Source organism: Methanobrevibacter thaueri, from assembly GCF_015062915.1.
Taxonomy (GTDB): Archaea; Methanobacteriota; Methanobacteria; order Methanobacteriales; family Methanobacteriaceae; genus Methanocatella; species Methanocatella thaueri_B.
In genome coordinates, this window is record NZ_SUTJ01000004.1 from 41,467 (window position 1) to 55,481 (window position 14,015).

15 protein-coding genes, 1 tRNA gene and 1 other RNA gene are annotated in these 14,015 nt (G+C 35.0%); 13 read left to right on the forward strand and 4 right to left on the reverse strand.

Annotation, left to right across the window (positions count from 1 at the left end; all coding sequences use genetic code 11):
- Positions 1–389 precede the first annotated feature (389 nt).
- From E7Z78_RS03815 to E7Z78_RS03830, 4 genes are all read left to right on the forward strand, one after another.
- Positions 390–1,649 (forward strand): transposase, encoded by a 1,260-nt coding sequence (locus E7Z78_RS03815; RefSeq protein WP_303723864.1) that lies wholly within the window; start codon positions 390–392, stop codon positions 1,647–1,649.
- A gap of 153 nt (positions 1,650–1,802) precedes the next feature.
- Positions 1,803–1,958 carry a hypothetical protein gene (locus tag E7Z78_RS03820; protein ID WP_303723865.1) on the forward strand — a complete coding sequence of 52 codons (156 nt, stop codon included), beginning with the start codon at positions 1,803–1,805 and terminating at the stop codon, positions 1,956–1,958.
- A gap of 86 nt (positions 1,959–2,044) precedes the next feature.
- Complete coding sequence (locus tag E7Z78_RS03825) at positions 2,045–2,974, forward strand: hypothetical protein (RefSeq protein WP_303723866.1); 930 nt, start codon at positions 2,045–2,047, stop codon at positions 2,972–2,974.
- Positions 2,961–3,383, forward strand: a complete 423-nt coding sequence (locus E7Z78_RS03830; protein WP_303723867.1) for a PsbP-related protein — start codon at positions 2,961–2,963, stop codon at positions 3,381–3,383. The genes E7Z78_RS03825 and E7Z78_RS03830 overlap by 14 nt, the downstream gene beginning before the upstream one ends.
- Here the strand turns inward: E7Z78_RS03830 and E7Z78_RS03835 are convergent.
- Positions 3,375–4,118 (reverse strand): archaeosine tRNA-ribosyltransferase, encoded by a 744-nt coding sequence (locus tag E7Z78_RS03835; RefSeq protein ID WP_303723868.1) that lies wholly within the window; start codon positions 4,116–4,118, stop codon positions 3,375–3,377. The genes E7Z78_RS03830 and E7Z78_RS03835 overlap by 9 nt on opposite strands.
- Before the next feature lie 183 nt (positions 4,119–4,301).
- On the opposite strand from E7Z78_RS03835, the gene hdrC reads away from it, so the two are divergent.
- The 9 genes from hdrC (at position 4,302) to E7Z78_RS03880 (ending at position 9,912) form a co-directional block, all read left to right on the forward strand.
- Positions 4,302–5,291, forward strand: coding sequence for a CoB--CoM heterodisulfide reductase subunit C (gene hdrC / locus E7Z78_RS03840; protein ID WP_303723869.1), 990 nt, complete (start codon positions 4,302–4,304; stop codon positions 5,289–5,291).
- A gap of 21 nt (positions 5,292–5,312) precedes the next feature.
- The gene (gene hdrB / locus E7Z78_RS03845; protein ID WP_303723870.1) at positions 5,313–6,200 is read left to right on the forward strand and encodes a CoB--CoM heterodisulfide reductase subunit B; all 888 of its coding nucleotides are present in this window, start codon (positions 5,313–5,315) and stop codon (positions 6,198–6,200) included.
- Positions 6,201–6,396: 196 nt separating this feature from the next.
- Positions 6,397–6,663 carry a DUF749 domain-containing protein gene (locus E7Z78_RS03850; protein WP_303723871.1) on the forward strand — a complete coding sequence of 89 codons (267 nt, stop codon included), beginning with the start codon at positions 6,397–6,399 and terminating at the stop codon, positions 6,661–6,663.
- A complete protein-coding gene (locus E7Z78_RS03855; protein ID WP_303723872.1) occupies positions 6,660–7,187 on the forward strand; it encodes a DUF2096 domain-containing protein in 528 nt (175 codons plus the stop codon). Before E7Z78_RS03850 ends, E7Z78_RS03855 begins: the two co-directional genes overlap by 4 nt.
- A 14-nt stretch (positions 7,188–7,201) precedes the next feature.
- The gene (locus E7Z78_RS03860) at positions 7,202–7,891 is read left to right on the forward strand and encodes a metallophosphoesterase (RefSeq protein WP_303723873.1); all 690 of its coding nucleotides are present in this window, start codon (positions 7,202–7,204) and stop codon (positions 7,889–7,891) included.
- Between the two features lie 116 nt (positions 7,892–8,007).
- A complete protein-coding gene (locus tag E7Z78_RS03865; protein WP_303723874.1) occupies positions 8,008–8,919 on the forward strand; it encodes a 2-phosphoglycerate kinase in 912 nt (303 codons plus the stop codon).
- Positions 8,897–9,289: a CBS domain-containing protein gene (locus E7Z78_RS03870; RefSeq protein ID WP_303724001.1), complete on the forward strand. Its 393-nt coding sequence runs from the start codon at positions 8,897–8,899 to the stop codon at positions 9,287–9,289. The genes E7Z78_RS03865 and E7Z78_RS03870 overlap by 23 nt, the downstream gene beginning before the upstream one ends.
- Before the next feature lie 164 nt (positions 9,290–9,453).
- An RNA gene (ffs, locus tag E7Z78_RS03875) (signal recognition particle sRNA) lies at positions 9,454–9,767 on the forward strand.
- A 61-nt stretch (positions 9,768–9,828) separates the two neighbouring features.
- Positions 9,829–9,912: transfer RNA gene (locus E7Z78_RS03880), tRNA-Ser, on the forward strand.
- A gap of 8 nt (positions 9,913–9,920) precedes the next feature.
- Here E7Z78_RS03880 and E7Z78_RS03885 read toward each other — a convergent pair.
- The 3 genes from E7Z78_RS03885 to E7Z78_RS03895 are packed head-to-tail and all read right to left on the reverse strand — an operon-like array spanning position 9,921 to position 13,551.
- A complete protein-coding gene (locus E7Z78_RS03885; protein ID WP_303723875.1) occupies positions 9,921–10,826 on the reverse strand; it encodes a cation diffusion facilitator family transporter in 906 nt (301 codons plus the stop codon).
- Complete coding sequence (locus E7Z78_RS03890) at positions 10,819–11,937, reverse strand: pyridoxal phosphate-dependent aminotransferase (RefSeq protein WP_303723876.1); 1,119 nt, start codon at positions 11,935–11,937, stop codon at positions 10,819–10,821. The genes E7Z78_RS03885 and E7Z78_RS03890 overlap by 8 nt, the downstream gene beginning before the upstream one ends.
- Positions 11,938–11,997: 60 nt before the next feature.
- Positions 11,998–13,551, reverse strand: a complete 1,554-nt coding sequence (locus E7Z78_RS03895; protein ID WP_303723877.1) for a radical SAM protein — start codon at positions 13,549–13,551, stop codon at positions 11,998–12,000.
- Positions 13,552–14,015 lie beyond the last annotated feature (464 nt).

Genomic DNA, 14,015 nt, shown 5'->3' on the forward strand with positions numbered 1-14,015 from the left:
ACTTGCATTTTAAAATAAAATTGGAGAGATTTTTGTCTAAATAACATGTTTAAAAAGAATTAGAAAAGAATTATGATTATCATTTCATGTAATTTTTAACATTATTGTGCAAGAATTCTCCGGCTTCTTTAAGCCGGGAGATGAATTGCACTTTTAAGAGAGTTTTTGTATTTTTAGAATTTTTTTTGCAAAAAAAATATACTGTATTACTTTCCAAATGCTCTTAGATAAACTCTATTTATTATAAATGTATATAAGTTGTTATTAAGAAAAGAAAACATATTCTTTTTTTGATGATTAATCAAAAAAAATTAAAATCCATGTTTTTTTTTCGAGTATACAAATTAAATTAATGAGATCTTTGTCTAAAAAAGTGTGGGGGAGCAATTATGGTTGATAAAACTTTTATTTTGACCGATAAGATTGAGTTTGTCCCTGATGAGGATTTAGAAGGGGAATTAAATTTCAATTTACGGGCAACCGGTTATGTATTCAACAAAACATTAGAATACAGCATTTACCGTGAAAACCTAGTCAAAGAATTTGGAATAGGAAAAACATGTAAAATCAACCGTAATTACACACAAAAAATCGTAAGAAATCTAAAAAAACAAAAACCATTCCTGAAAAAAGCAGAATCCACTTGTATCCAGGCATCCACCGACCGTTTAATAAAAGCATATGAAGGATTCTATGATGGAAGAACTGGGTATCCTAAATTCAAGTCCCTTAAAAAAAATCCAGTACGATCCATCACACTCAGAAACAACGAATATGAAACTAAAAACGGAATAAAAGCCTCAATAAGGTGGGAAGATAACAAACTACGCTTAAACAAACTCGGATACATTGAAGTCAAACATAAACGAGACATCGATGGCAAAATCAAAGAAGCCACAATCCTAAAAGAAAACGGAAAATGGTTCGTCTGCATAGTCTACGAAGTAGAAAAAATACAACCCAGGGAAACATTTTCCGGCCCTTCTTTATATGTAGGCATAGATGTGGGATTAACAGATTTTCTAACTTTTTCCAATGGAAAAGTCATACCTAAACCTGATTTGAAAAGAATAAACGGCAGAATACAATATTACAATCAAAAACTGGCACGCCAAAAAGAAGGTGGATCCAACTGGAAAAAAACACTAAAAAAACTCCACAAATGGATAATCAAGAAAAACAATGTTGTCAACGATTATTATCATAAAATATCCTATAATATTGTAAAACACTGTGAATTCATAGCAATGGAAACATTAAACATACGAGGAATGATTCGTCAAGGTAGTTTAAGTAGAAGCATTCACGAAATCGGATGGGGAAAACTCATTGAAATGATACGATACAAAGCAGAATGGTACGGACGCAAATTTGTACAAATCAATCGATGGTTCCCTTCCAGTAAAAAATGTAGTGTCTGTGGTGAAATAAATCACGGATTAGGTCGTGATGAAAGAGAATGGGAATGCCCACACTGCCACAGCATAAATCAAAGAGATGTTAACGCTGCAAAAAATATTTTAGACGAAGCTCTACGCGCCACTGGTTCAATGGTGCTATGCTTAGTAGATTTCATACCTATTGGTCAAGGCAAATTCGAATATTATTACGAATGGAAATGCTTTGACAAAACAATGGGTATGGCCTAAGAATCTCCAGCTTCTACAAGCTGGAGAGGTTCAAGATAATATGTTGCCGTAATTATTGACATTACAATAAAACAACAATAATGTTTCTTTAGCGTTGAATTGAATTTATATAGCACTAAAACATTTATTAACTAGTGTGCACTATCTAATTTTATGACTCGAAACAGACGCGTTACAATCAGCATCAATAATGACATTGACTTGCATTTTCGCAAAATTGCCTCCAGTAAGATGTTATTCAAGACTGGATGGTACTCTAAAGCAATTGAAGAGGCAATGTTGTTGTGGATTGAAAGGGAAGGCAAATAAATTTTTTTCTTCTTTTTTTTCTTTTTTTTAGCATTAACTATTTAAATTAAACTAATCTTATTTATAATTATAGAGTGGTGTCAATAATGGAAAGTGATGATTTTAGAACTGTTCGGGTATACACCAAAAAGTATACTAGCAAAGACAAAGACGGCAATACAGTTGAAAAAGAATCAAAACAAAAACAGGTCAGCCTCAAGAAGGAAGACCCATTTGAAGATGATGATTTGGTAAAGGTATTGTCACAGGAAGATTATGAAAAATTGATTGACAATCAGTTTTCAGATGAAAGGCTCGATGAATTCTACCATATCATTGAGGGAAAGGATGCTGAAATAGAAGAGCTTAAAAATCAAATCCAAACCCTTAAAGGTTCATTTTTCGATGATGTGGATTCCTTAAAGGAACAATTAACTGATAAGGAAGAGCTATTGGAGGCAAAAGATGAGATTCATGAGCTGAACAAAAAGATTACTAAAATCGATGATGAAAGAGTAGCTATTTTTAAGGAACTCGACTATAAAAACAAGATGATTCTAGCATACAATGTCGAGTTGAACAAGTCAATCCTTAATGCAATCAATGTTGTGATTGATGAGGCAAGGGACAACATCAACAGGAGAAACGCGCTTCTCGTTAAGGACCTTGAAAAGTCAATTGAAAAAACAAAACATGAGGTTAACGAGAAGAATAAGGCTATAGCATATGACATAAGAAGCACTGTTGAGGACATGAATGAGCAAATCAGAAACACAAGCACTCTTAAGATGATACTCAACAAGAATAAAATCAATTTAAGGGTACCTACCGATGACCTGCTCAAGCCATTCGACTTTGACTTTGACGTGGATCAGTTGCTTTCAGGCCAGGCGCTTGAACTTGATGCTGCAGAAATCCTAAAAGAGGTAATGCCAAAGCTTCCAGAACCATTCTCAAAATACATTGACACTATCGAAGAGGCTCCGGAAACAATTGATGTCTCACACAAAAAAGAGGAAGACGATGAGGACATTTAATACCGGTAAAATCACTTTCACATATCCGGATAACTGGGAAGCTGAAAATGCGGACACTCTCTCCAATCCGGATTGCTTTGCAACCTTGTCCAAGGGTAATGACAATCTGATAAATGCGGTTTCATTTCCAACAGCCACCACTTTGGATGACTTTAAGGTTTTCATGGAAAATGCAATTTCAGATGATGGTGGGGTGGTTTTAGCATCCGATTTCATCCATATTGCTGGAAAGGATGCCATTAAACTTCATGCAAATATGGACACTCCTGAAATCAACTTTGACATTCACACTTATGTCTTTATCGAACAGAAGGACATTTATATTTTTGAATTGAGGACTCTGGACATTTCCGGCGAGTCCGAAACTGAATTCAAAAACATTATCGAATCATTTGAAATATCAGAATAACTGTGTGTATTCAAGAAGATAATCCATGTAGTTTCTGTCAAGAATCTTTAATGTTGAGATGTTTTGAGGGGTTGTTCCTGAACGCTCCTCCACAAGATTTCTCAATGACCTGTTTTTCATATGTGCATGGATTTCCCTGATTACGAATTCCATGTTCTCAAGGTTCTTTTTTTCCAAATCCCTTTGAGATATGTCTTCATAAAGTGGGTATTCATTCAAATCATATGCCTTGGTTGGGGTTTGCAGCACATTCAAATGGCTGTAGTAATTGGCGGAATCTGTTAGGAATCCATCAATTCCCATATAAGTCAATATTGGCATGAATGACACTTCGGTAAATGGGAAAATAAAGTAACTGGATTTTTTTGCTTGTTTTTTAAGTTCTACAATGATTTCAACCAGGTCTCTTGAATTGGTCAGAAGACTGTCTCCATTGGCTATAATGAATCCGTTGTATCCTATTTCCTCAAGTTCCTTAAGACATTCAATTCTCAAATCGAGGTATTTTGATCCCTGTATGACTGCAACGTCACATTCATCCACGTTTTCCTTAGCCAGCCTTAATGTTTCCCTCACATTGAATTCGGCTATTTCACGGTCAATGTTATATGCGGATCCTTCGCTTGGAGCTATTTTCAAGTCGCTTCTTGAAAACAGTTTTGGTGTTAGCTCCCCGTCTATTTTACCGATTCTTCCAGGTCCGTCATGTGATTTTATTTCAAATTTCTTTATCATCTGATACTTCCTTTTAATTATTATGTTAATCTTTGATTTTTTAGGTTAATATAAATTTTTCATTTAGTGTAACCTTTATGATTACACTAGCCAAATTTTTAGTAACCTTTATATATGCTATTTTAAAGAATATTATTATGGATTTGAGGAGATAATCCGATGATAATCCGAGGTGTGTTTTCAATGTCTATAGTAAATCGTTTAAAATCCTTGTTTAAAGGAGACAAAGAAGAAAGTGACGTCAATAACGATGTATCAAACACATCTGATGATGTCCAAGTTACATCTTCAAAAAAAGTAAGTGTTAATATCTCCAAAGGGGAAAAGGAAGTTTCTATTGAGAAAACAGAAACTGTAACCGAATCCGGAGATAAAACCGTAGATTTAACTTTCAAGAAAGACATCAAACCTGTAGAAGATGAGGCTGCTGAAGAAGCAGTTGAAGATTCATCTGAAGAAATTGTGGAAGAAGTTGAAGTTGCTGAAGAAACTGAAGCTCCTGTTGAAGTAGAAGAAGTTGCTGAAGAAACTGAAACTGTCGACGAAGATGAAGACGCTCCTGAAGAAGATGTTGAGGAAGTTGAAGAAAAAACAAATGATAAAGAGAGAGATAAAATGACTTTATTGACTGATAAAGAATTATTAACTGATGCAAACCGTGATCCAGATTTCACTGCTGAATTCATTGACGCAGGAATCGAAACTGTACAACACTGTTTCCAATGTGGTACCTGTAGTGGAAGTTGCCCATCTGGAAGAAGAACTCCGTACAAAGTAAGACAAATTGTCAGAAAATGTTTACTCGGATTAAAAGAAGAAGTTATCACTGATGACGCATTATGGATGTGTACCACCTGTTACACCTGCCAAGAAAGATGTCTCAGAAGTGTTAAAATCGTTGAAATTATCAAAAAAGCACGTAACATTGCTGCTCACGCAGGATATATGGCTAAACCTCACAAAATGACTGGTGTATTTGTAATGAATACCGGTCACGGTGTACCAATCAACGATGCTACCAAAGCTTTAAGAACTAAAATTGGTCTCAGTGAAATTCCACCAACAACTCATGCTTTCCCTGAAGCATTAGCTGAAGTACAAAAAATATGTAAAATCACTGGATTTGATGAATTAATCGGTTATGATGAAGAAACCGGTGGATTAAAAGAATAGATTTATGAGGAGAGTTATATTATGGAAATTGCATACTTCTTAGGTTGTATTATGAACAACCGTTATCCTGGTGTTGAAAAAGCTACCAGAAAATTATTTGAAGCTTTAGATATTGAATTAAAAGACATGGAAGGAGCATCCTGTTGTCCTGCTCCTGGTGTATTCGGTTCTTTTGATGAAGAAACCTGGGCTACTATCGCAGCTCGTAACTTAACTATTGCTGAAGACATGGGTGCTGACATCATGACCGAATGTAACGGATGCTTCGGTTCATTATTCGAATGTAACCACATGTTAAAAGAAAGTGAAGAGAAAAAAGCTGAAATCAACGCAAACTTAGCTGAAATCGGAAGAGAATACAAAGGAACTATAAACGTAAAACACTTCGCTCAAATCTTAAGAGATGACGTTGGTTTCGAAAAATTAGCTTCATTAATTGAAAAACCTTTAGACTTAAATGTTGCTGTACACTACGGTTGCCACTTCTTAAAACCAACCCAAACTATTGGTATCGAAGAACAAGCTGAAAACCCATCCATCTTAGATGACCTTGTAGAAATCACTGGTGCTAAATCAGTTGACTACAAAGACAAAATGATGTGCTGTGGTGCAGGTGGAGGTTTAAGATCCAGAGATTTAGATGTAACTACTAGTTTCACTAAAGAAAAACTCGATCACATGACCGAAGCTGGTGTAGATGCAATTGTTAACGTATGTCCTTTCTGCCACTTACAATTTGACCAAGGTCAAGTGGAAGTTAATGAAAAATACGGTACTGACTTTGCATTACCTGTATTCCACTTAGCTCAATTATACGGATTAGCTATGGGATTATCACCAGAAGAATTAACCTTCGATGCTCAAAGAATTGATGCAACCCCTGCAATCAAAAAAGCATTAGGTGAATAGATTTAAGGATTTATTAATCCTTACCTTTTTATTTTTTTTAGGCATTGAAAACACACTTTGGATATAGTTATCTCCCTTGATAACTATTTTTTTTTATATTTATTTTTTTTGTTTGTATGAATGCGAATAATTCGTAAACATGTTTATATACTATTAACTAAATAAAATAAAGTAATACATAAATAGAGGTGTAATTATGTTTGTAGCAACATTAGATGGTATATTTAAATATTCTGACTTACCAGAAGAATATGAACCTTATGTTCAATTCAAAGCAACTATTGATAAAAGAGAACTCAAAGAAACTGATGAAATCGCAATTCTAAACATTGCTGGAACTTCCACTCATCACGTTCTGTTCTTAGATGCTTATGACAGCATCAGTGAAATTGAAGCTGAACTTAAAGATGCTGACGCTAAAATCAATCACACTACTTTAAAAATTATAGGTGGACATTTATGAGCTTACCCTCTGAACAAAACTGGTTAGTTCTCCACCATCTCATATCCGACTTAAGCAAGAAGGGATATGAGATTCCAACTGGAATTAACCCGGAGATGGGACTTATAAGGTCTACAATCAGTTCCTATAAGAGGGACCCTTCCCATCCAGATTTGATCAACGGTTTAGCTAAAGCTGAAATGTCTTTAAATAAGATTCAAGGAACTCTTTTGACTATTGCAGAAGAAGAGGGGGATGAATATGCTGACCATTGGCTTGACTTATTGAAAAAGGTCATGCGTGGAGAGGAAGTCTTTGAATTTCCTAAATCCAGGTCAAAATTCCTTGTGAATGCCCCTCCTGGAATGACAACAGGAAGAATCAACTTGAAAGTTCCATTGGCAGAGGAAAGAGTTCAGGAAATTGCAGAGTGGAATGGTCTCATCATAGAATTCGAGGACGATGTGACTGTTGAACTGCATGGTGATAAAAAAGATCTCCAGACAGGTTTAAAGGAAATGGGATCTTTCTTTTTAGAACAATAATTAAAGGTGGTTATATGACTAAAATATTGGCTATTAGTGATGTTCACGGAGAAGAAAACGAAAACTTATATACTTATCTAAATAATAATGACATTGATTTGGTCTTGATTTTAGGAGATATTACAGACTTCGGACCTTTGGATTTTGTTGAAACATTCATTAATAAAGTTGCTGACTGTGGCGTAGATGTAATTGCCATTCCAGGTAACTGTGACCCTAACGGAATCTGCAATGCCATTAATGAGGTGTCATTCTGTCTTCACAATAACATTATTGCTTATGGTGATGCAATACTCTTTGGTTTTGGCGGATCCAATCCAACTCCATTCGATACTCCCGGTGAAATGGATGATGATAAAATCTACAGGCAAGTGTATGATTTATTAGCGAATTATGATTATGTCTACAATTCAGAAGTTCCTAAAGTGAAAATCTTGGCTACTCATGCTCCGCCTTTCAATACTGAAGCTGACAGGGTTTCTGACGGCGAACATGTGGGCAGTCCTGGAATCTTAAAATCCATTCATGAATTTGAACCTCAAATCAACTTATGCGGTCACATTCACGAAGCAAGATCATTAAGTAAGATTGGAAATATTACTGATGTAGCAAATCCAGGTATGCTTAAAGATAATGGTGCTGTTTTAATTGATGTTAAAGACGGCTCAAATTATGACATAGATATTATTTCATTAGCTGAATAGATATCTATTCTCTCTTTTTTTTATTTTTACTTAATTTTTCTTGTCAGAATTAAATAACAAATTTTATTTAATATTAATTTTAGATAGTTACTCATATACATTAAGAAGTGATTATTATGATTTGGGTTACTGGAGAAGTAGATGGGAAAAAGTATAAGGAACCATTTTCCAAAGGAATAATGTCTCGTTCTCTTAATGTTGCAGATATTGGTATAGAAAGGGCTCACAGTATCGCCAGCGATATTGAATCCCGTTTAGTTGAAGACGACATCACAGAAATTTCCAGTTTGGATTTGGCGGATGTTGTTTTAAATCATCTAAATAAGATTGACCCTGAAATTGCCTTAAAATATAAGAATTGGAGATCACTTAGAACTTCTAAAAAGCCATTGATTATTCTCATTGGTGGTGCATCAGGGGTTGGTACATCTTCAATGGCATTCGAACTGGCTAATCGCTTAAGATTAAAAAACCTTATCAGTACAGACATGATTCGTGAAGTAATGCGTAAGATTGTTTCAAAGGAATTAAGTCCAGTAATTCATAAATCTAGTTTCGATGCATACGAGGCTATCAGAACTCCATCCATCAGGATAGATTCCGTCATTGAAGGATTTATCAGTCATGTGGATGTTGTTAATGTTGGTATTGAGGCAATTATCGAACGTTCTGTAAAAGAGGGAATAAGTACAATTATTGAAGGCGTGCATATTGTTCCGGGTTTCATCAGAAAGGACCTGATGGAGAACAATAACATTATCATTTTCACATTGACTGTTGAAGATGATGAAGCACATAAGCAAAGGTTCTATTCAAGATGTAGGCAGCCTTGGGTGAAAAGGTCCTTGGAAAGGTATATGGATAATTTTGAAACAATAAGAAAAACACAAAATTTTTTAGTTGATCAGGCAAAGATTCATGATACTCGTATAATCAATAACGTGGATATTAATGAAACCATTGACATTATGGTTAATGATATTCTCAATGAGTTTGGTGGTGTTGATAATGAGGAACAAGAAAGTTAGGGAAATAATGACAACAGATGTTATCACTACAACCTCAGACATAGATGTGGTGTATGCATTTGAGAAACTGATGAAATATAAAATCAGCGCTCTTCCTGTAGTGGAAGATGATAAGTTGATTGGAATAATAACTGCAACAGATGTGGGCCATAACTTGATACTTGACAAGTATGAGTTGGGCACTAGCGTTGAAGAGATAATGATCACTTCAGTGGTCACAATATCTCCTGATGACACTATTGAAAAAGCTATTGAAGTAATGAAAGAGGGCGTTTCTTCTTCAGGCATATTAAACCAACTTCCTGTTGTTGAAGATGGTAAATTAGTGGGCATAATTTCTGACGGGGATATTATTCAAGAGATATTCTAATTATCTCTTTTTTTATTTTATTTTTTTAAATTTTACTGTTTTTTAACGAGTTACTGTAAGAAAATTTTTTTCTAGAAAATATTTTTTTATTATTTTTTCCTTTGTTTTTGCATCGATTTGATAGGTTTTTACTAACATTTATATAATATTAAAATCATATATTATATTTGGCTAGACTGGAGGGTTAGGGGTCCTCTGTAAGCACACACCCCCTTTGGTGCGGTTGAAGTTTAGGAGGCGGCTTTTTAAGAGAGTATAAGCCTAGAAAAACAACATAGAAACCTCGTCCTGCAGGATTGGTGGTGGTGAAGTTTTTACTGGAGGGTAAAAATTAGTCATCTTCGATATGGGAACGGGTCAGGCCCGGAAGGGAGCAGCTCTACTGTTAACATTCAATGCTTGTAGAATCCCGGGGTGGAGTTGGATTTTTAGATCACTTATATTTTTGAGATTAGTCCACTCCTTCACATGCCATTTAAATAAATGATTAACTTTATAAATAAGTTTTAACATATAATGTAATATACTGTTTTTTATATGTCGGGATGGCCCAGCCTGGTACGGCGTCGGACTGCTAATCCGATGGTCATATGACCTCCGGGGTTCAAATCCCCGTCCCGGCGCTTAATTATTATTTATCTATTTCTTGATGATGGTCATAGTCCACGCCAATAGGGCATGTATGTACCAATGCTGATTTAATTATTGGAATTTCCTCGATGATATTGTTCTCAACTGCGTGTGCAATCTTATGTGATTCTCGTAGAGTCATGTCTCCATCGAGTTCAATATGTAATGTTACTGTTGCATATGAGCCCAGATAATCGATTTTAACATTGTGGGCGGTATTGGTTTTTGCTGTATTGTTTGCGATTTTTTCAACTTGTTTTATCAGATTTTCAGATGGTATTCTGCCCATGATGTTGTCAATGTTTTCCTTAGCGATTTCATATGCTGTTTTTATAATCAACAATCCTATTATTAATCCAATTATCGGATCCAATATTGGAAATCCCATATTGGAGACAACTACTCCAACAAGTACTGCTACTGATGAGAAAATATCTGTTTTTTGATGCTTTCCATCAGCAACGATTGCAGGACTGTTGATTTCTCTTCCAATGCTTATTATATAATCGCTTATCTTTAGATTGACAAGTATTCCGACTGTTGCCATTATTGCTGCGAAAATATCCGGTACTGTAATCAATCCTGGATTGAGTATCTTGTCTAATGCGCCTGTGATGATTTCATAGGCAACAACTACTAAAAATATTACAATAACCAATCCGCTGATTGCTTCTGCACGGCCGTGACCTATTGGATGCTCTTTATCCGCTGGCTTTTGACCGATTACAAATCCTAGATATGCAATAATTGAAGTTGCTACATCTGAAAGGGTATGGGCACCTTCAGAAACCAATGCATAACTTCCAGACATTATTCCAACAGCAATGTTTAAAACTGTCAAAACGCAATTAGCAATTATTGCCACTTTTGCAGCTTTCTTACCGCCGGCACTTCTCAATTCATCCATTAACTACACGCTCTTCTAATATGTTCATAGCTTTTTCAATATTCTCATAGGAATTGGCGTAGGACATTCTTACATGGCCTTCGCCGTTTGATCCGAATGCAGCTCCTGAAACGGTAATGACTCCTGCATCTGCAGCCTTTTTAACGAAGTCTTTATCTTCTATTTTAGGGAATACATAGAATGCTCCTTCGGCTTTTACGGTTTCATAGCCCATTTCATTTAATCTGGAAACTACGAGGTCACGCCTGTTTTGGAATTCATTCACCATCTTATTAACCTCATCCTGAGGACCTGTCAATGCTTCATATGCACCTTTTTGTGCAGTTGAATTTGCACAGGCTATGCTGTTTTGATGGATTTTGAATATCTCTTCAGTAATATTCTCATTTGCAGTCAGGTATCCGACTCTCAGTCCTGTCATTGCATATGTTTTTGAAAATCCGTTGATTGTAATTACATTGTCACTGTATTTTCCTGGAGAGTGATGTTTCTTGTCATAGATAATTTTTTCATAGATTTCATCTGAAATGATTAGAAAATCATGGTCCATTGATAAATCAGCTATTGCTTTGATGTCTTCCTTTTCCATTACCGCACCGGTTGGGTTGGATGGTGTATTTAGGATAATTGCTTTTGTCTTGTCAGTTATCTTTTCTGCCACATCATCGGCCTTTAACTTGAATTCATTTTCCATTTTGCAGTCAACAGGCACGATTGTTCCTCCGGATATGTTGAGTATGGCTTCATATAACAGGAAGCTTGGGTCAGGCAGAATCACTTCATCGCCTGCTTCTATGAATGCCTGTGTACTTGCATATAATGCTTCACTTGCTCCAACGGTAACAATGACATTTTCAGGTGTTGTGTTTATCCCATTGTCATTCTTGAATTTCTTAACTATTTCCTCTCTCAGTTCAATGTATCCAAGGTTGGGACTGTAATGGGTATCATTATCATCAATTGATCTTTTCATTGCATCCTTGATGTTTTGTGGAACATCAAAATCTGGCTCTCCAATTCCCAGGTTAATTGCACCTGGTTTGGTTGCTTCAAACATCTTTCTTATTTGTGACAATTCAATCTTTTTTGTTCTGCTTGCTGGATTTATCATAAATTTTGCCTCGCTTATTATATTATATATTATTATAGTAAATTTATTTTTTTCTAGTAATTATTTTTCACATGCCCCGCAGTTATAGCATGGGCAGGTTTCACACCATGGTGTTTGCTTGAGATTTCTCAATCGCCTATGTTCTATTTTCAGAAATTTTTTATCTACACCGGCATCAATATTGTCCCAAGGCAGTGGATCATCTATATTATATTTTGGAGCTATATCTCTCCATTCTTTTAGTATAACATTTTTTGATAAGCTTTTCTCAATAATTGCACCAACTTGTCTATTTCCACAAGAGAGGGTATATTGGATTAGTCCTTTTTTAGGACTTTCGCACTTAATATTATAATTTTTCATTTCCTTTTGAATATATCGGATTTTCTTTTTAACATCTTTAAAATCATAACCCTCCCATTGTAATGGTGTATGGGGTTTTGGAATAACTGGATTGACACTGAATTTCACTCTTTTTGGATTATGGTGCATATCAGCAATCTTTTTCATGTACTCACAAAGTTCATGAATGTCATCCATGGTCTCACCTGGAATTCCAATCAAAAAATATAGTTTGATATTGAAATCCAAATCAACGGCATTTTTTATTACTGTAAAAATTTGCTCTTCCAGTATATGCTTATTTATGACTTTTCTTAGGGTGCTTGTTGATTCCGGTGCTAGGGTAATTGTTTTTAGTCCACTGTTTTTTAAAGTTTCTAAAGTGTGGCGTGTAATTGATTCGATTCTCAGTGATGGTGTTGAAATCTGAAACCCTTCACTTTCAAGTCCGTCAATAAGTTCATCCAGATGATCATAATCTGAAACTGCTGCACCAATCAATGTAATCTTATTCAGTCCAGAATTCTTTCGACATTCAACTGCAATGTCGATTAGATGTTCAGGGTCACATTGCCTCATCGGCCTGTAGAGGTAACCTGCCATGCAAAACCTGCAACCTCGTGTACATCCCCTTGAAACGTTCAGCATGATTGTGTTGTTGAAGACACTCATGAAATCATCATCATCGCTATCGCTCACTATTGGGTGTGTGATGTGATATGTCTTGTCAAGATCCTCAACGATTGCAATGCTTGTTTTGTTGTCATATTCCGGAATGTAGACTCCTTCGATATCCAGGAACTTTTCCAGGTTCTTATCGGGATTTGACAGGTAAGCGTCAATAAAATCGTTTATGAGATTTTCTGCCTCCCCAATGATGAAAACATCAACATAATCTGATAACGGCATTGGGTTTGCGGTTGCGCAGGGCCCTCCAGCAATTATTAACGGGTCCTCATCTCCACGTTCGCTTCTTTTAAGAGGAATTTGAGCTTCTTTCAACATTTTCAATAAATTGAAATAGTCTTCCTCAAACTGAAGGGTAAAGCTCAATATGTCAAAATGCCTGCTTGGAGTATTTGATTCCAATGAATTGACGCTAGGAAAAATTATCCTTTCACACCAAGTGTCTTCACGCTCATTGATGCAATTATACAATATATTGTAACCTAATGAAGACATTGCGGTTCTATAAACATTGGGATAGCACAATCCAAATCGCATATCCACCTGCTTATAATCTTTTTTGAATATGTTCATTTCACTTAACATCAAATCATCTTTTTGAGGGCTCTACATAGTATTTTGTCTTTTTTTAATTAAATAAGTTATTTTTAATTTAATAATGTCATTTCGTATAATTTTTCTTAATCTGAACAATAATTAATTGAAATTTGTTTTAATTTTATCACAATTAATGATTTTACTTATAAGTGCATTTTATATTTAAATATCCATTTTTAGTGTTTTTTTAAAATTTTATTTCAGATTTAAGAAATTTTGTTCAATCATAATTAATTTTATGATATTTATTAGTTTATTTGTAATTTATGGTTACTTATATCCTTTTTTGATTCATTTGAGCAATTTTAATGAGTTTTTCATATTTTTAAGTTTTAAAAACATTTATATAAGATAAAAAAAATAATTTTTATCCACTCATTATGAAATACTATATGTTAGTATAATCATATTTTACTATAAAATTTTCGTAATGAGAACCAAGAGGTGGAAAA